The organism is Hyphomicrobium facile (assembly GCF_900116175.1).
In the GTDB taxonomy this organism is placed as follows: Bacteria; Pseudomonadota; Alphaproteobacteria; order Rhizobiales; family Hyphomicrobiaceae; genus Hyphomicrobium_B; species Hyphomicrobium_B facile.
The window spans coordinates 1-16,129 of sequence record NZ_FPCH01000002.1; the positions used below are offsets into that span (position 1 = coordinate 1).

General features: G+C 62.0%; 18 protein-coding genes. 5 read left to right on the top strand and 13 right to left on the bottom strand.

Annotated elements, in window-relative coordinates:
* Positions 1–174: 174 nt before the first annotated feature.
* The 6 genes from BM399_RS07020 to BM399_RS07045 all read right to left on the bottom strand — a co-directional run bounded on the left by BM399_RS07020 (position 175) and on the right by BM399_RS07045 (position 6,339).
* A complete protein-coding gene (locus BM399_RS07020) occupies positions 175–582 on the bottom strand; it encodes a DUF3168 domain-containing protein (RefSeq protein WP_092866540.1) in 408 nt (135 codons plus the stop codon).
* Between the two features lie 172 nt (positions 583–754).
* Complete coding sequence (locus BM399_RS07025) at positions 755–1,087, bottom strand: phage head closure protein (protein ID WP_092866543.1); 333 nt, start codon at positions 1,085–1,087, stop codon at positions 755–757.
* Positions 1,084–1,659, bottom strand: a complete 576-nt coding sequence (locus BM399_RS07030; RefSeq protein WP_092868091.1) for a head-tail connector protein — start codon at positions 1,657–1,659, stop codon at positions 1,084–1,086. Before BM399_RS07030 ends, BM399_RS07025 begins: the two co-directional genes overlap by 4 nt.
* 243 nt (positions 1,660–1,902) lie before the next feature.
* A complete protein-coding gene (locus BM399_RS07035) occupies positions 1,903–3,141 on the bottom strand; it encodes a phage major capsid protein (RefSeq protein ID WP_092866546.1) in 1,239 nt (412 codons plus the stop codon).
* A 178-nt stretch (positions 3,142–3,319) separates the two neighbouring features.
* The gene (locus tag BM399_RS07040; protein ID WP_092866549.1) at positions 3,320–4,024 is read right to left on the bottom strand and encodes an HK97 family phage prohead protease; all 705 of its coding nucleotides are present in this window, start codon (positions 4,022–4,024) and stop codon (positions 3,320–3,322) included.
* Between the two features lie 962 nt (positions 4,025–4,986).
* A complete protein-coding gene (locus tag BM399_RS07045) occupies positions 4,987–6,339 on the bottom strand; it encodes a phage portal protein (protein WP_143111360.1) in 1,353 nt (450 codons plus the stop codon).
* Positions 6,340–6,411: 72 nt separating this feature from the next.
* On the opposite strand from BM399_RS07045, the gene BM399_RS07050 reads away from it, so the two are divergent.
* Positions 6,412–6,732 (top strand): EF-Tu C-terminal domain-related protein, encoded by a 321-nt coding sequence (locus BM399_RS07050; RefSeq protein ID WP_092866552.1) that lies wholly within the window; start codon positions 6,412–6,414, stop codon positions 6,730–6,732.
* Here BM399_RS07050 and BM399_RS07055 read toward each other — a convergent pair.
* The 4 genes from BM399_RS07055 to BM399_RS07070 form a co-directional block, all read right to left on the bottom strand.
* Complete coding sequence (locus BM399_RS07055) at positions 6,719–8,182, bottom strand: DNA-packaging protein (RefSeq protein WP_177228077.1); 1,464 nt, start codon at positions 8,180–8,182, stop codon at positions 6,719–6,721. The two genes, BM399_RS07050 and BM399_RS07055, sit on opposite strands and share 14 nt — an antisense overlap.
* Positions 8,100–8,657 (bottom strand): hypothetical protein, encoded by a 558-nt coding sequence (locus BM399_RS07060; protein WP_092866558.1) that lies wholly within the window; start codon positions 8,655–8,657, stop codon positions 8,100–8,102. Before BM399_RS07060 ends, BM399_RS07055 begins: the two co-directional genes overlap by 83 nt.
* Before the next feature lie 251 nt (positions 8,658–8,908).
* Entirely contained in the window at positions 8,909–9,256 is a 348-nt protein-coding gene (locus BM399_RS07065) for a GIY-YIG nuclease family protein (RefSeq protein ID WP_143111361.1), read from the bottom strand.
* Positions 9,257–9,564: 308 nt separating this feature from the next.
* Positions 9,565–10,107 (bottom strand): YcgN family cysteine cluster protein, encoded by a 543-nt coding sequence (locus BM399_RS07070; RefSeq protein WP_244531137.1) that lies wholly within the window; start codon positions 10,105–10,107, stop codon positions 9,565–9,567.
* 184 nt (positions 10,108–10,291) lie between these two features.
* On the opposite strand from BM399_RS07070, the gene BM399_RS07075 reads away from it, so the two are divergent.
* The 3 genes from BM399_RS07075 to BM399_RS07085 are packed head-to-tail and all read left to right on the top strand — an operon-like array spanning position 10,292 to position 13,904.
* Complete coding sequence (locus BM399_RS07075; protein ID WP_092866564.1) at positions 10,292–12,649, top strand: transglycosylase domain-containing protein; 2,358 nt, start codon at positions 10,292–10,294, stop codon at positions 12,647–12,649.
* Positions 12,646–13,329 (top strand): DUF1214 domain-containing protein, encoded by a 684-nt coding sequence (locus BM399_RS07080; protein ID WP_244531138.1) that lies wholly within the window; start codon positions 12,646–12,648, stop codon positions 13,327–13,329. The genes BM399_RS07075 and BM399_RS07080 overlap by 4 nt, the downstream gene beginning before the upstream one ends.
* Positions 13,326–13,904 carry a DUF1254 domain-containing protein gene (locus tag BM399_RS07085; protein WP_092868094.1) on the top strand — a complete coding sequence of 193 codons (579 nt, stop codon included), beginning with the start codon at positions 13,326–13,328 and terminating at the stop codon, positions 13,902–13,904. The genes BM399_RS07080 and BM399_RS07085 overlap by 4 nt, the downstream gene beginning before the upstream one ends.
* Here the strand turns inward: BM399_RS07085 and BM399_RS07090 are convergent.
* From BM399_RS07090 to BM399_RS07100, 3 genes are all read right to left on the bottom strand, one after another.
* Complete coding sequence (locus BM399_RS07090; protein ID WP_092866570.1) at positions 13,901–14,107, bottom strand: hypothetical protein; 207 nt, start codon at positions 14,105–14,107, stop codon at positions 13,901–13,903. The two genes, BM399_RS07085 and BM399_RS07090, sit on opposite strands and share 4 nt — an antisense overlap.
* 208 nt (positions 14,108–14,315) lie before the next feature.
* A complete protein-coding gene (locus BM399_RS07095) occupies positions 14,316–14,660 on the bottom strand; it encodes a DUF1491 family protein (RefSeq protein WP_092866573.1) in 345 nt (114 codons plus the stop codon).
* A gap of 33 nt (positions 14,661–14,693) precedes the next feature.
* Positions 14,694–15,419: a peptidoglycan-binding domain-containing protein gene (locus BM399_RS07100; protein WP_092866575.1), complete on the bottom strand. Its 726-nt coding sequence runs from the start codon at positions 15,417–15,419 to the stop codon at positions 14,694–14,696.
* Between the two features lie 258 nt (positions 15,420–15,677).
* On the opposite strand from BM399_RS07100, the gene BM399_RS07105 reads away from it, so the two are divergent.
* Complete coding sequence (locus BM399_RS07105) at positions 15,678–16,061, top strand: DUF5330 domain-containing protein (RefSeq protein ID WP_092866578.1); 384 nt, start codon at positions 15,678–15,680, stop codon at positions 16,059–16,061.
* Positions 16,062–16,129: the final 68 nt, after the last annotated feature.

The following is a 16,129-nucleotide window of genomic DNA, read 5'->3' on the forward strand; positions in this document are numbered from 1 at the left end:
TGCCTGGCGACTCGCGTTCCGCGAGCCGGCCGCCAGGCACGGGGCCGATGAGAGAGTTTTCATTGGAGATGTTGGTCGGAGTGTCGTGTCAACGAAGCGCGCAACATCACGCTCGCAAACGCGTCGCCAGCGCGAACGCGGGATGGTTGCTTCAGAGACTAACGAAGCTTTGCGTCAGCCCGGCTCCGTCACCGCACGAAAGCGGGAGATGCCATGGAACGTCTCGCCGTCGTTGTCGCGTCTCGCTTCGGAGAATTCGTGACGCAAGTTAACCAGCCGGTGGCCTTCGAGAGACAATACCTGGTCGTGTAATGCTTTCCGCGCTGCGGCGATGACGGCATGCGTTTCCTTGCGTCCGCGCGCACGCGACCAGACGTGAAGCGTTATGACGTGCTCGGAGCCGTCTTCTGTTCCGGTCGACCAATCCCGTTCGGTTGATTGGCCAAACGTCATGAATGGAAATTCAGCACGGGCCGGAACGTCGTCATAAATCCGTGGGCCGCCCAATGCCGAAGTCGTCGCGTCATCTGTCGTCAGTTTCGTAAAGATCGCTTGTTGAAGGGCGTAGGCTGCGTTCGCCATCATTTGCCTCCTTGCGGGGAAAGCGGGTCTGTACTGCCGGTTGCGTGCATCGAGGGCCTGTTCGCCAATGCGGAAGCGAGGCTCGCCTCGCGTTTCGCAATTGCGTCGCGCACGAGCATCAATGCCCGTCGCCGGCCTGCCGATCGCAATCCGATCATGGTGCAATGCACATTCATAGATCGCGTTCCTCCGATGGGCACTTCAGCCAGCGCCCACGATCGTCGACGTCGATCGCGCCAAGAATGGCGAAGACGCGGTTGCCGCAGCGAATCCGCATGTCCGGCGTAACGTCGCTGCGGTGGCGTATCCAGATGTCGTGCGTCGCTATGCCCGCGATGCGGTCAGCTGAAAAAAATTCGCCAGCCGATCTTGACCAGATGGCAGCCCAGACTTCAGCGACGCTTTGCCAATCGATCGTCGCGCCGCCCGCCTCATCGGCCGTTCGCGCGGGGCTTTCGATCGTCACGCGATGCCGGAGATCACCGGCGTTGATGGGAGCCTTCATAGCCTGATCGTCCGAAAGGGATTGATGAGCGCGGAAACGGCTTCGGGGATGCGCGCCGCGTCCGATCCGATCTCCTCCGGGTCACGGTGCTCATACCAGTGTGCCGTCAGCATCAGCATCGCGTGCTTCAAAGGCGCAGGCACGCTCTCACCGGTGCTGCCGAAGCCGGCCGTCATGTCGATTTCGATGCCGCCCGCGGGGACTTGCGGTTCGGGCCGCGCCGTATTGTTCCAGACGAGCAGCGCGGGCCGCGATGAGAGATCGACGAGATAGCTTTCTGCAGGCACGACATTGGCGACGCCGGCGGCGTTCTTCACGCGGACTTCATCGATCGAGCGAAGCGGCGTCAGCGGCAGCTCGACATCGCGGCTGCCCGGCCAGCGATTAAGCGTCAGCGTCCACGACTGCGTGATGAGCGCGAGCGACAGCGCCACCTCGATGTGAAGCCGCGACGTCAGCAGCAGGCTCGCGATCAGAACGTCCTCGTCATTGCCGTCGATGCGCATGTGGGCCTTGGCGTCGGCGACCGTCACCGGCTCGACCGCCGGCGGCGCCGTCATCACGAGAGACATAAGAATTCCTTTTTTGATTGCGCTCGGCGACTCGCGTTCCGCGAGCCGGCCGCCGAGCGCGGCCTTGTGGCGCGAGCACGGCGTACAAAAAAATGCGGGGCTGCCGGAGTGAGCAGCAGCCCCGCAGGTTTCCGCGCGGGCGGGAGGGGAACCCGCGCGGAGATTTCGGAAGCGCGCTTGGCGATTTTTGGTCGTGCCGAGCGACTCGCGTTCCGCGAGCCGGCCGCTCGGCACGGACCGGGATCAGGCCGCGAACTTCAGAAGCTTGATCGCGTCGAAATCCTGGACGCCGCCGCCGACGCGCTTCGTCGTGTAGAAGAGCACGTAGGGCTTGGCGGTGTAGGGATCGCGCAGTACGCGGATGCCGGCGCGGTCGACGATGAGATAGCCGCGCGAGAAATCGCCGAACGCGATGCCGAGAGCATTGGCGCCGATCGCCGGCATGTCTTCGCTTTCCGCAACCGGATAACCGAGCAGCGACGGCCATTCGCCCGGTGCGTTTGCTGGCTGCCAGAGGTAGTTGCCTTGACCGTCCTTGAGTTTGCGCACGGCCGACACCGTCGATCGGCTCATCAGGAATGTGCCGTTGGCGCGGTACGGCGCCTTCGCCGCGTAGACGAGGTCGAGCAGTTTGTCGCCGGGATCGCTCTCCGGGAACGCGCCTGCCTCGCCCGTCGCGATGAAGCCGAGCTTGCCCCAGGCCCACGAGCCGTTGGCGACCGTGTCGTAGCTCAACAGGCCCTTCGGCTTGTTGGTGCCATCGCCGGTGACGAAGGCTGTTCCTTCCTGCGCGGCGAAGGCGATGCGAACTTCTTCGGCGAGCCACTCGTCGATGTTGACGATCGTATCGTCGAGCAACGTCTGCGACGCTGCCGGCATCGCGTAAAGTTCCATCGTCGGGAACTGCAGCTCTGCGAGCGTCGGCGCGGTGCTCTGCGAACGTGCCGCCGTCTCGGCCACCCAGCCCGTATCCGCACCTGCCGTTGCAAACGGCCGCTTATAGACAGAGCCAGACACCTGGCGGATGCCGGAGATTGCGCGCATCGGCGAGATGGCTTTGAGCGCGCGATTGACTGCCGCTTCCGTTTCGGCCGGCACGAGATAGCCGCCATCCGGGCCGGAGCCGACGGACAAGGCCTTCTCTTCGATGCGCGCGAGACGTTGCGCATCGCCACGGCGAACGTAGCCGTCGAATGCTGACTTGTGTGCGAGATCCGACGTGGACGGTGCGCCGCCGGTGAGATGCGGGCGCGCCGACTTCAGCGCGAGATTATCCGCCACACGCTTGGTGGAATCGAGAGTTTCCTCGATGCGCGCCAGCTTCTCGGCGACGAGCGTATCGGATGCGCCGCGGCTCTCGACCTCGGCCAGCCGCTGATCGTTCGTTTCCTTGAAGGCTTCGAAAGCTTCGAGGAATTCTTCGAAGGCGCGTGCGGTCTCCCCGCCCGCCCCCTTCGTTTCGAGGGAAGTCGTATCGGTCATGTGATGTCCTGTTTTCTATGGAGCCGACCGCATCCGATGTTGTCATCCCGGCCGAAGCGTAGCGGAGAGCCGGGATCCAGAACTTCAGCTCGGACTTTGCAAGTCCATGTCGGCTGCCCTGGGTCCCGGGTCTCGCCGAATGGCTCGCCCGGGATGATAAGTGCGGAGTTGGCGCGGCTTACGTTGCCTGCATCAACCGCGCCGCCTCGCGGAAACGAGAAGCTAGCGTGGCGTCGTCGCCGAAGGTCCGGCCTGCATCCCGCAAAGCCTTGAGACCGTGGAAACCCGAGCGGAGCACCGCCCTCGCCTCCATCCGCGTCAGCCCAGCATCCCGCGTGAGCCAACGCTCGAATTCACGTTCGGTCGGAGCGCCGGCCACGAACGGCCGCGCCTTCACGCTTTCGACGCGTGCGCCCGGCAGCATCGGAAACGTGACGACCGAAATTTCCCAGAGATCGACCTTCTCGATACGGCGCACGCCGGACGCCGCATCGCGCCTGGCCTTCACCGCCTTGAAGCCGATCGAAAGTCCATCGAGCGCGCCAGCCCGCATCAACTCCAAAACTTCTCGCGCCTTGGAGACAGCGGTCATCAACCGTCCGCGGACGTACAGCCCGCGCGCGTCTTCGCGAATTTCATCCCACACGCCGATCGGCTCGGCCGGGTCGTGCTGGAACAGCATCTTGATGCGTGCGGCGCCACGACTGAGCAAACTCTCGCGGAAGGCGCCGGGCGCGATGACGTCGTGCCCTAAGTCCTCGCGATTGAAGAGGCTCGCATACCCTTCGAAGATCCCGTCGCCGAGCGACTTCGCCTCGAGCGGCAACGCCCGGCCGCGTTTCGACAACGAAGCGGGCAGCAGGAAGTGTTCGGTCGCGTGCATTTGCACTCCGTTGTCAATTGAGCCTAGCGGTATTTGAAATTCGAAAAGTCTGGCTCAGCGGCCCTACGCGCCGCAGCGCGCTTTTTCGTTGGTGGTGAGGAAGGAGGCGCCTTCGAGGCGTTTCCACAGCGCGTCGCGTTCGGACGATATCAGGCCGAAGTCGAAGACTTTATCATCTGCTCGAGGTTTTGGAGCGTCAAATAGAGATAGGGTCGCAAATCAGGTTCCTGTATTCTCAGGATGACGGATTCAAGAAATCCGTCCTCTGGAACCTGCGCAACACCGTCGAGAGTCGCTGCGGCATAGCCACTTAAACCATGAAAGACTTCGTTGAAATTTTTTCGCGACCTCGACAACCACATCCGAAGGTTGGTCTAGAGCGAGCACCCGGAATCAACCGTCATTATGTGCATTAGATTTAAGAGAACAGCCGCGCGGTCCGCCGTCGGTTTACTCCAGAACCTTGCTTTTATTTCTTCCAATTCCATTCGAGAGGCTCCTTCAATTGAGCAAGCGGCGATTAGTAAAGAAAATCGTTTCGTCTATCTCGCAACGGCGATAATTTTGGTCCGCCCCCGAGGCCGCCTGGACCGCGAATACCGCCTCCTCCACCTCTCGGGCCACCAGAACTTCCTGCGCCCCCTCCTCCGCCACTGCCTTCTGAACTAGGCAGGGTCGTTCGTGGTAAGGTGTTCACGTCATACCCCCGCTCTTGCAGAATTTTGATCCTTTTATTCCCATCCATGATGGTGCCGTCGGGTTTGACTAGTAATGGCCCGCCCATTTTTTGACCCGATCCTGGCTTTAGGCTTTCGATGAGGAAGTCTGTAGACTTCTTTCGATGATATTCTAGCGAGCCTTTCGCTTTCTGATCTTGTTCATAAGTTGAATCGGGGTGCAATCTACGCAGCGGCGCTTCGCCGTCAGCCTGCGCAATGCGAACGCGGTCGTCGGTCTTCGCGTTATTTTAGGCTCGGTGAATTTTCGGGCTTTGCTGTGTATCCCGCCGCAACGCGTTTCTCGTCGTCGGTGAGGAATGATGCGGCTTCGAGGCGTTTCCAGAGTGCGTCGCGTTCAGACGACAGCGCTTCGATCTGATCGAGATCGGGTTTGAGTTCTAAGTTTGTGCCCCGCGACCGGCCATAGTTTTCGTTTGCGCTCGGCGACTCGCGTTCCGCGAGCCGGCCGCCGAGCGCGCTTGATGTTGCAAACGCAGGTGCCAACCAGCTCGAAAGTGCCCGCGAGGTTCGGTTCACCAGCGGCAGTACGGTCTGGCGCCAGAAGGCGCGCTGCGCTTCCTGATAGTTCGAGTACGTATTGTCGCCCGGAATACCGAGCAGCATCGGCGGCACGCCGATGGCGAGCGCTATCTCGCGCGCGGCAGAGTTCTTCGCCTCGATGAAGTCCATGTCCTTCGGCGAGAGCGACAGCGGCTTCCAGTCGAGGCCTCCTTCCAAGAGCAGCGGACGTCCGGCGGCGCGCGCGCCTTGGAAGTTCGTCTCAAGCTCGCTTTTGAGGCGCGTGAACTGCTCGTCCGTCATCTGCCCGTTGGCTGCTGCGTAGACGAGCGCGCCCGAGGGCCGTGCGGAGTTGTCGAGCAGCGCCTTGTTCCAGCTCGACGCGGTGTTGTGAATGTCGATTGCGGTTGCCGCCGCTTCGATCGGGCTCATGCCGTAGTGATCGTTCGCCGGATGGAAGAGGCGCACGTGCAGGATCGGCCGCACGCCCGCCGCCACTTCATCGATGAAGCGCACGGACCGTCCGGCGACGGTGTATTCGTAGCCTTCCGGCCAACCGTCGAGACCGGGGATGACCTTCATGCGGTCGGGGCGCAGGATATGCAGCTCGCGGATTTCGCCGTCGAGTGCGACGGCTTCGACATACGCATTGCCCGCGACGAGCAGGAAGCCGTACCAGGCTTCGAGGAAGTCCGTGCCGGTGTGATCGAGGCTCGGCCGCCGGAGCAGATCGATCAGCGGATGATCCTCGATCTCGTTCGCGCCCTCATAGAGGAGCAGCGGGATCGAGGCGGCGGCCTCCGCTATCATGCGCACGGAGCGATAGACGATGGCGTTCTGCATGAAGCCTTCGCGGGCGAAGGCTGCATAGTCCCGCGGCGCCCATACGGGCTCGCCGAGATTTTGATAGGCGATGAGCGGGCCGGTTGAGGTGCCTTTTTGATTGGCGCCCGGAACGAGTCTTTCATTTGCGCCCGGCGACTCGCGTTCCGCGAGCCGGCCGGCGAGCGCGGGGTTGTTGCGCACACGACCGTGCATCGGCAGCCAGCGCGTCAGCGCTTCCGAAATCAGCGACATTATTTATTTGTCCTGTGAATTGCTGTATCGAGATTGGACTTCCCAGACTCTGTCCGATCCGGGACCACCTGAATGTCAGTTGAACGACATATCGAGGCGACGCTCTATTTCCTCACTTCCGATGAAGGCGGCCGCGGAACTGCCGTTTCAACCGGTTATCGAGGTCAGTTTTACTTCGACAACATCGATGTCGATGCGCAGCACGAATACCCAGACGTTGAGTCGGTTCAGCCTGGGGATACGGTTCGCGGCTATTTTCGTTTTTATCGGCCGGAAGCGCATCTTCCTAAGATGCACATTGGCAAAGAATTTCTCATACGAGAGGGCATAAGAGTCATAGCCAAAGGCGTCGTGACGAGGGTGTTCAATCTCAACTCATTCAAAGCATCCTGACCGATGGTTTCGTCGTGTCGCCCAAAAGCAAATCGGTGAGCGCCCAGACGAGTGCGTCGGCGCGGTCGGGGCTGCGGCCCTTGACCGTGCCATCGGACCCAAACGCGCACATCTGATCTTCCAGCGCGTCGAAGCGCCCGACGTGCGCGACGCGGCCCTCCGCATAGAGCGCGGCGACCGGCTCGGCACGAACCCATTTTCCCCGCGTCGCCCTGACTTTGACGACGGGGAAATTCTCGCGAAACTGCTGCAGCACCGAGATCACCAGGTCGCCGCCCTGGTTGACTTCCGCCACCATGCGATCGGCTTCGAAATCATCGTAAGCGCCGAGCGCCGCCCGCGCCCAGAGTTCCGGCGTGCGGCCCTGGATGGTTCGATCCGCCAATACATAGGCGCGCTTATCGACGCCCAATCCTGCGACCACGATCCCGCAAGCGTCCGACGACGCCGTCGCCGTTACCGGCGGATCGAGCGCGACGACGACGCGTTGCATCTCGGGCGCGTTTTCGACGCGCGCCTCTTCGATCCAATGACGCCGCCAAAGGCCGTCGCTTGCATCTTCGACGATCTCGCCGAGCAATTCCTGCCGGCCGATGGCGGAGCCCGCGTAGCGGCGCGTCATCTCGGCGAGGAAGGTCGGCGCGAGGTTCGTCGCGTTGTCGGCGGTCGCGAGGTTGACGGTCACGGTCGCCTCGTCGGCAATGATCTGTTTCAAAAGCTTCGTCGCGCGCGGCGTCGTCGTCACGCACACGCGCGGCGCTTCGCCGAGGCGTAGCGCGAACTGCAGCATGTCCCACGCCCTTTCGGCTCCGCGCCATTTCGCGAGTTCGTCGCACCAGGCGGCCGTGAATTGCGGGCCACGCAGCGCTTCGGCTTCGTCCGCCGAGAACAGTTCCGCGACCGCCCCGTTCGGCCACGTCAAGCGACGCTTCGACGGCTCGAACAGCGGCCGCTCTCGCGGCGGATGAATGGCGAGCAGTCCCGACTGGCCTTCGATCATGACGTTTCGCACGTCGGCGAGTGTTTTGCCCACCAGCGCGATGCGAGTGTCTTTTGTTGGCGCCCGGCGACTCGCGTTCCGCGAGCCGGCCGCCGGGCGCGGGGATGTTGCTTCGTTCATTGGGGAAGAAAGGGCGAGTGATCGCACCCACTCGGCACCCGCTCGCGTCTTTCCCGATCCGCGGCCGCCGAGCAGCAGCCACACACGCCAGCTTTTGATTGCGCTCGGCGACTCCCCTGCGGGGAGCCGGCCGCAAGGCGCGGGCTTGTTGCGCGAGTCTTGCACAATCAATGCTGGTGCAAGCTGCTCATCGCGCGCCCAAAGCTCCCAATCATGGGAGATGAACTCGAGTTCGTCCGCGCTAAGCTCATTCAGGATTTCGCTGAGACGACCGCTTGTGATTGAGGCGTTCAAGACGTTCCGCAATTTCGCGGCGTAGGTTTTCCGCATGGGCGAGCGCCTCCTTGCTCTTGGCGTCACCTCCCGTTGGCTTCCGCTTCGTCATCACGCGTTGCATCTCAACAGCTTTCTCCAATGCATTGACCATTTGCGACAGGGCGCGGGACGCTCGCTCGCGATCCTGCGATGTCAGCCCTTTTTGCTTCTCGAGCTTCGTCAGCTCGCCATCGATCGTGTTGTAGACGCGCTGCACCAGGGCGTTAGGCTTTGCTCGCATTCGCGTCGCGGGCGGCTTGGCGCGCGTGCTTGCCGCCGTTTTCGAAGCCGGAGCGGAGCGGGCGGGTTTCTCGACGGCATCGTTTGCGACAGCTTTCGTTTTCGAAGCGCTCGCGCTCTTCGTGGCAGTCTTCGTAGCAGTGCGCTTCGCCTTCGGCTTTTCTTCCGCCGGATCGTCGTCGTTCGTTGCAGCCACCTTCGTCGTCGGGACGCGCGAGGTCGTTCGCCGCACGATCGATGCCGCCGCCATGCACACTGCCTTTTTGGAATTTCGGTGATTATCGCTGCGGAGCGTTGTTGGACATAGTCGCCCGGGGCCAGTCCCGGTGGCCCCTCACACTTTCCGCGTTATACAGAAACCTACCGGAAGAGCGTTACGCTGTCAATGGATAAAATGCGATAACGCATTGAAATTGCGTGATAAAATCTCTGACGCCAGGACAAACTTTCCGATTATAAGATCGCGCGCCAGAGCGAGGATAAGTTTTGTCGCGGAGCCGCTCAGATTGCAGCTGACCTCTTTTTAGTACCGCGGTTGCGATTTCCAAACGGCAACGCGCCGACCTCCGTCTCGAACATTCCGATCATGGAATGCTCGGCCTTGATCCGGTCGGAAGCGACGCCCCAATAAACTTCGACTGAAGCAGCAAGTAATTTGATTGCCTCTCCGCCCCTATGAGGGCTGGGACGACCATGCACGTGGCGATAAAATTCCGACAGCCGGCGGCGCAGCTTGGTCGCTCTGCCGATGTAGATTATCTGTTGTCCGGCGTTCCAGTGACTGAGCTCTGCTTCCGGCAAATTTTCAGCGAAGCTAGCCGCCGGATCAACAAGGCCAATGACGTACACCCCGGAGGCGGTCTCCGGTATCGGAGTGCTCCACGGCACGGGCCCACGCATTTCTATGGAAGCTCTTCGAAAAAGTTCGGGAACGGATAGCATTGCACTCCCCCCACTTCTTGTTTCGCTCTGTGTGAGCACTTTCTACGATTCTCTATTTTCGGGCGAACGCACCTTCGCGACCGCCCCACCATCGTCATGCCGGCGGAGGCCGGCATGAGGGCAAGTATCAGCGAGGGTGCTGTCGAATGTGCTGCACCGCCGATGCCGCTCGCGGGGACGAGCGTGAGGTGCACCGTCGCGAATCTTCGGCGGCGCTATTCCGTAGGTTCTGAGGGAATTTGCCCGGCGCGGGGACGGTGGCGGTTCTTCTCAATCCCGTCACCCTCCGGCCCGTCGTCCGGAATGATGTATTTCCAATAATTCTCTTCTTTGACGCGACGTTCGCTCATGGCGAAGCTGCGGACGGAAACGCCGGCCTGATGCACCGTGTCGGGCGAACCTGAAACCAGCGGGTGCCACCACATCAGGTCTTGCCCCTCGCCGACGAGGCGGTAGGCGCAGGTCTTCGGCAGCCAGGAAAGCTCGCGCGCGCGTGCAATATCGATCTCAAGACAATCCGGCATCTTCTTGAAGCGATTGGGATAGTCCTTGCAGCGGCAGGTTCGGACGTCGAGCTGCGCGCACGAGAGGCGCGTCAAGTAGACCTCGGCCGTATCCTCGTCCTCGAGCTTGACCAGGCAGCACCGTCCGCAGCCGTCGCACAGAGCTTCCCACTCGTCGCGGTTCATCTGTTCGAGGGTCTTCGTGCGCCAGAACGGTGGATCGTTGCCGTCCAACATCAAGTCTTGCTCTTCCATTGTCGGTTCAGTCGCGATAACCACAATTTCGTCGACTTACGCCGTGTAACGTCGGCAAATCGGTTTAAGCGGCGCGTCCTACTGGAAGCGTCGCGATTGTTGTTGCAAGAAAGACTCTCGCTGTTGAGGGCTTAAGCCCACGTCTCACGCGTGACAAGAGCGACGTCGTTAGGGTGGCCGTTTCTTGAACGACTGGTTTCATAGACAGGGCGGCCGCGACCGCTTCATCGACTGGCTGAGGCTCGATTCGCAGATCAATTCCGCGCTCGGGGAAGCATGGTCGCGCGTCAAAGACTACTGGAATGCCGGATCGAGCTACTTTGCCCGATTCCAGCTCGTCGGCTGGCGCCGCCTCCTCAATGAATTCGCCTCCGAAAGCCTGACGATGCTGTTCGGCGGCTTCGTCGTTCTTTATGGGCTCGCGCTGCCGGCGTTCGAGGAATTCGACGAGAGCAAATTTCTGACCGGGCGCTACGCGGTCAAATTCCTCGACGTCAACGGTAACGAGATCGGCCGCCGCGGCATTTTGCATAACGACGCGGTGCCGCTCGAAGATATCCCTGACGTCCTGATCAAGGCGACGCTCTCGACGGAAGACCGGCGCTTCTTCGAGCACTACGGCGTCGACGTCCTCGGCACGATGCGCGCACTCGTCACCAACGTACAGGCCAACGAAGTCGTGCAGGGCGGCTCGACGCTGACGCAGCAGCTCGCGAAGAACCTGTTCCTGTCGTCGGAGCGCTCACTGCAGCGAAAGATCAAGGAGCTGTTTCTCTCGTTCCTTCTCGAGAGCCGCTACTCGAAGCGGGAAATCCTGAAGCTCTATTTCGATCGCGCCTATATGGGCGGCGGCACCTTCGGCGTCGAAGCAGCTTCGCAATACTACTTCGGCAAGTCCGTCCGCGACATCAACATGTCGGAAGCGGCGGTGCTGGCCGGTCTCTTCAAGGCGCCGACGAAATACTCGCCGCTCGTCGATCTTGCGGCATCGCGCGCGCGCACCAACCAGGTTCTCGATAACCTCGTCGAGGCCAAATATTATACGGCGGGCCAAGTGCATTCGGCGCGCATGAACCCGGCGAAGATCGTCGAAGCGCGTACCTCGACGAGCCCCGACTGGTATCTCGATTGGGCGTTCGAAGAAGTCCAACGCCTCGCCGACGGCAAAAACCAGTTCGTGCTGACGGCGCGGACGACGGTCGATCTGACGCTGCAGCGGCAGGCCGAAGAGGCTCTCGCTGCGGCTCTGCGCAAGGAAGGCCGCGACCTTCACTTCACCTCAGGCGCGATCGTCCTGATGGAGACGGACGGAAAAGTCCGGGCGATCGTCGGCGGGCCTGACTACGGCGAAAGTCAATTCAACCGCGCAACCCACGCCAAGCGCCAGCCGGGCTCGTCGTTCAAGATCTACGTTTATGCAACGGCGATGGAGAACGGCTTCACGCCAGAGACCATCGTCCGTGACGCGTCGCGTTCCTGCGGAAACTGGTCGCCGTCGAACTACGGCGGCGGCGGCGGCTCGGGCTCGCGGATCCCGCTCTGGATGGCGCTCGCCAAATCGTTGAACACGGTTGCGGCAGAGCTGTCGTTCGTCGTCGGGCGCGAAAAGGTCGTCGAGATGACCAAGCGCGTCGGCATCGAGGGCGTCAAGAAAACCTGCTCGATGGCGCTCGGCGACGGCGGCATCACGGTTCTCGAGCACACCGGCGGCGTCGCGACATTCGCGAACGGCGGCAAGCTCGCCAAGCCTTATGGCATTCTCGACATCACGACATCGAAGGGCGATCTTCTCTATTCGCGCGAACGCGACGAACCCCCGCCGCGGCAGGTCGTATCGCGGCACGTCGCCGAAGAGATGAACGTCATGCTCAATCGCGTGGTGACGGAAGGCACGGGCGGCATGGCCAATCTCGATTTCACCAACGCCGCGGGCAAGACCGGCACCTCAACCGGTCCCAAGGACGCGTGGTTCATGGGCTTCACCGGCAAATACGTGGCGGGTGTCTGGCTCGGCAACGACGACAACCGGCCGATGCGCTCCGGCGTCACGGGCGGCCATCAGGCGGCGCCCATCTGGCGCGACCTGATGACGGTCGCGCACACCGACATGAATATCCCGACCATTCCGGGCCTCAAGCCGCATCCGCGTCAGATCGCCGAGCAGCAGCGGCTCGCGGAGGTTCGGGCGGCGCAAGTCGCGGCGGGCATCGAACCGGCGCAGCTTGCAGGCGACGCAACGAAGACGCAGGCTGTCCTGCCGTCAAAGACGCGCGATGCTCTCAAGGTTCTCGTCGCGGCGCTTCGCAAGGCGAACGGCCAAGCGGAGGCGGCACCTGCAGCCGCATCCGGACCATCGCATGCCCCATCGTCACCAATCGATCCGAAGCAGGAGGCGCCGCAGCCTGCGACCCGGCCGGAGGCTCCGAAGACCGACCGGCGCGCGACGCTGCTTGACACATCTCGCGACGATCTTTCAGTACCGGCAGCAATGCCGCCCGCGGCGCCGCCAACGAAGTCACCGGCTCCAGCAGCTGCCCATTGAAACAGAAAGCCACGGACTTGGCATCGGTCGAACTTGAGCCAGCAGCGATATCGCCCGCGTCGCGCAATAGCGTGGTGCGCACGGTGTTCGCGATCCTGCTGCGCGCGATCGGTCTCATTCTGACGATCGTCCTCGCTGTCACCGTCGGCGTCTGGTCGAGCCGGTACATGGTTGCGCGCGGTTCGCCGCTGTCGACCGACATGTACGGGCCCTGGCAACAGTGGCGCGACATCGGCCGCGAAAGCGCGGACCCCTACACCAAGGCCCACGTTGTCACGACGGGGAAGCTCAGGATTTCAGCCGACAGCGCCGGCACCTTCGAAGCGCGCACGGACTCGCAAGGGGCGCGGCTCCATTCGTCGTGCAACTACGTCGTCGAAGGCGCGAACATGCGCGGCTTATGGTGGAGTCTCGCCGTGTTCGATGCGCGCGGCAATCTCATCTCGAATGACGCCGACCGCTACGAGTTCACGGCCGACACGATCGCCCCCAATCCGAACGGCTCCTTCGTCGTCACGCTCGGCCGCGACGCGCGGCCCGGCAACTGGCTGCCGACGAGCGGCGCCGGACGTCTCGTGCTCGTGCTGACCGTACTCGACCCGGCAACGGGTCTTTCGGCCGACGAGCGCGCCGAGCGGAACAAGCATTTGCCCGTCATCGTGCGGGAGGGATGCTCATGAGATGGCTTCAGCGCTTCGATTTCCGGCTTCTCGCGATCTTCCTGCTGGTTACGGGGATCGTGCATCTCATCGCGACGTTCATGGCTGTCAACGATGCGCGCGGATCGGCGTATTCTCGCCTTGCGCGCTCTTTGCCGAAAAATCAGATGACGATTGCCGCCGCCGTCACGCCGCAGCACCAGCCGCTGCCTTTCCTTGCGCCCGACGAGCACTATGCGTTCTGTCTGTTCGATACCGCCGATACCACGATACGCGTTCGGGCGCTGCTTCCCGATCTCGGCTGGACCATCGGCATCTACGCGCCCGACGGGCACAATCTTTATTTTGCCGCCGCCTCAGCGGACCGGGAGACGACGGTTGATCTCTCCATAGTGCCCGCCGACGATCGCTTTCTCGGGCTGCCGCAAACGAGTTCCACGAAAGCCGGCGGCACGCCGCAAGCGGTCGATACGCAGCAGTCGATCGCCGCGGAAAAAGGATTGGTCGTCGTTCGCGCTCCCGACAAGGGCGATCCTTACCGCGCGGACGAACAGGCGGTTCTCTCGAAGGCGTCGTGCGCTCCGGGTGGAGCTTAGGAATTTTTTTCGGTCTCGAGGTCGAGCGTGTCGCGTGTGCCGCGTCGCGGCTTCTTCGGCTTGTTTGCCCGTTCCTCGCCGTGACGCTCGTAGCGCACGCCCGGGAAAAGCACGATCTCGGCTGATTGGCCTGCTCCGTATGCCGCGAGCACCGATGCTGTCGTCGGTTTCGGTGCGGTCTTGAATGCAATGATCGTTGCCATTCGTCCCCCTGGCGCGAGCCCTTGCCCACGCCGTGCGGCACTCCCCGCCCTTGAAGGCTCCCGCCACGGGAACGGGACGCAATACAGTCTTTGTACTGATTAGTGGCGTGAATGCGCTGCTGCCGCCAGAATCATCGCAATCAATGGAGTAGAGTCCGGGAGTTCTTAACGGACGGTAAAACGAAATCCGAACTCTCGGATAGCGTTGCTAGCTCATCAATTCGTCGCCGAGAAAGTGCCGCCCTTCGCGGTCCTCGATCTCGACGATCCAGACGTCGCTGTCGAATTCGGCTTCGCGTTTCAGCAGCTTCTCGGCGTCCGCCTCCGGCACGAAGTCCTGTTTGAATCGTGCGACCCAGCGCCGGTCGACGTCGGCGTCATCGAGCCCGGCCGGTGCGGGGGAGAAAACTGCCGCGGTTTGATCGGGACGTACGATCTTGATGAATACCGCTCCCGCATCGTCGTCGCCATGACGAGCGACCACGCCATGAGCGCCATTGACTTGGCAGCGACGCAGATAAGCTTTGACCCAGATTTCGGTTTTGAGGCGCATGTCGGTACGTTATCAGCAAGCACCCGGAAATCCCTAATGCTTCGCCGCCTTGGCAATCGCCTCGCGCCGCGCCTTCGGCTCGCCCTGCAGACGGATCAACCGGCTCATCAACGGACCGGAGATGCGGCCGGTGACCTTCAGCTTCTGATCGGTCTCGAATTCGCGGACGGCACGGGCGAACTCGGGCGTCATCGCGGAACCCGGAACGCCAGTCTGATAGCCAAGCGTCGCGAGCTGCTGCTTGACGGAGCGTACGAGGCTTTCGCCATCCGCCGTCATTGTCTTGCCGGGCCGCGCAGCGCTCGGCGACATCGACGATGAACCAAGGATGAGCTGGCTCAGAAGCTGTTCGCTCGGTTCGCCCGTCAACACGAGTCCGTTGTCGTACTCGTATGCGAAGATCGCGGCGCGCGTGACCATTCCCAAAACGCCGTCGGGCTGGCCGGGCTCGTAACGGATGTTGCCGAGTTCGCGTTGTATGCCCTTCGTCAGTTCCGCGCGGTTGGCATCGTCGCTTTGGCCCAATGGCGCTGGCGGCAGAACGCCCTCGTCTGCGGGCTGCTCGGCTGCGGGACCCGGCGACGTCGGCCCAAGCGCAATGCCCGGACCATCGACCCACGAGGTGCGATCCGTCACGATGCCGCCCGTTTCGATGGCGCTCGTCTTGGTGGTGTTCTGGAAGACGAACATGTTCAAAGCCACGCTCGTCGTCGCCAGCAGCGATATGACAGCTGCGAGCTTAATATCCCTCTCGGTCATGCTGACGCCCGTTGCTCGTTCCCAAGCTCGAAGTATGGCGAGTCAGCCGTTAAGACCTGCTTAACCGTCGGGAATTTCGGGCCCGCAAAGCACATCCAATTTATCTAAAACTTGAAGCAAAAACGGTTCGAATTGCACTGCACAAACTAGCGTGACCTTGAGCCGGGGCTGGTATCCATTGAGCGAGGGTAAGAGCCTTCACTGCCAATCCGTTCAACGGCCGATCGCGTTTCGGCCGCAGATGGGGAAGTTTGAGCTATGGGTTTGTTGCGTATTGCTGTGTTTGCGGCGGTCGCCGTCGCACTGCTTCCGTCCGACCGGGAGCAGCAGCAGCGTCTTTACGAGCGCGCCGGGTCGACGGCGGAATGGGTCGTCACATTCTGCGACCGCAACGCTGCTACGTGCGCGAAAGGCTCGGAGTTGTGGTCACAATTCGTTGCCAAAGCCGAGTTCGGCGCCAAGCTCGCCTACGACATGATCCGCGAACGGGAGGCTTCGAGCCTCGCCAACACGAACTTGCACCTCGACGAGAGCAAAGGCCGGGTTGCGCCTGCTATCCTGGAGCGGGAGAGCGGCACTCTGACGCCGGTCGACAAAATGCCGGACTGGCGCGGCAAGAACGCCCACAAGAGCGGCGTTTGAGAAACACTTAGGTCATTGAGTTCAAGCATCCTAAGCGCATACGGCCTTGCCCTCGACCGGCCCACATA